1 protein-coding gene is annotated in these 609 nt (G+C 43.2%); it reads right to left on the bottom strand.

Features of this window, described 5'->3' with window-relative positions; genetic code table 11:
- A partial coding sequence (locus tag B3C94_RS05505; RefSeq protein ID WP_293900240.1) for a hypothetical protein occupies positions 1–609 on the bottom strand: 609 nt, incomplete at both ends.

The raw sequence follows: 609 nt of genomic DNA on the forward strand, positions 1-609 counted from the left end.
ATGCTGATAAAAAAATCGGTAAGCTCCTGCTCCCGGTACAGCAGGGCGACCATCACCCATTGCAATCTTTCCAGATCCATGCTATTGAAATAGTCGACCCGGCCCAGTTCATCAATTTCAATCTGCAGCAGCGTAATAAAATCATTTTCTTCATAAGCCGCATCCAGTTCCCGGATAATATTGCTTCTTTGGATGGAATTATCGTTGAGTTCTATGGTTTCCACATAATATTCCATCAGGTAGTTATAGAGCTCCAAAACTTCTTTAGCAGTATATTTTTTATTCTGACCGGCAACCTGTGACAAAGGTCGGAATCCAAACACCTCCTTTACCTGCTCATTAAATAATCTTTTGCCTCTGCGGCTGCTATCTTTGGTAAAATCCATTTTTTCTGCGGGCAATAAGATGGAAAGCAGCCGCGTTATATCATCTATTGCCAGTACCTTAGCTACTATTTTCTGACCGGACCATCTTCCATAAAATGCGCTCAGCACCGGACTGGCCGGCACCAGCTCAAAAGATAGTTCGCAAGCTCTTAAAAGAGCCTTCCTGCACTTAGCCTTATACCTGGAACTGACTTTTTCGTATTCAGCTGCGATGTAATAAGCG

This window comes from Sphingobacterium sp. UBA5670 (assembly GCF_002420705.1).
Lineage (GTDB): Bacteria > Bacteroidota > Bacteroidia > Sphingobacteriales > Sphingobacteriaceae > Sphingobacterium.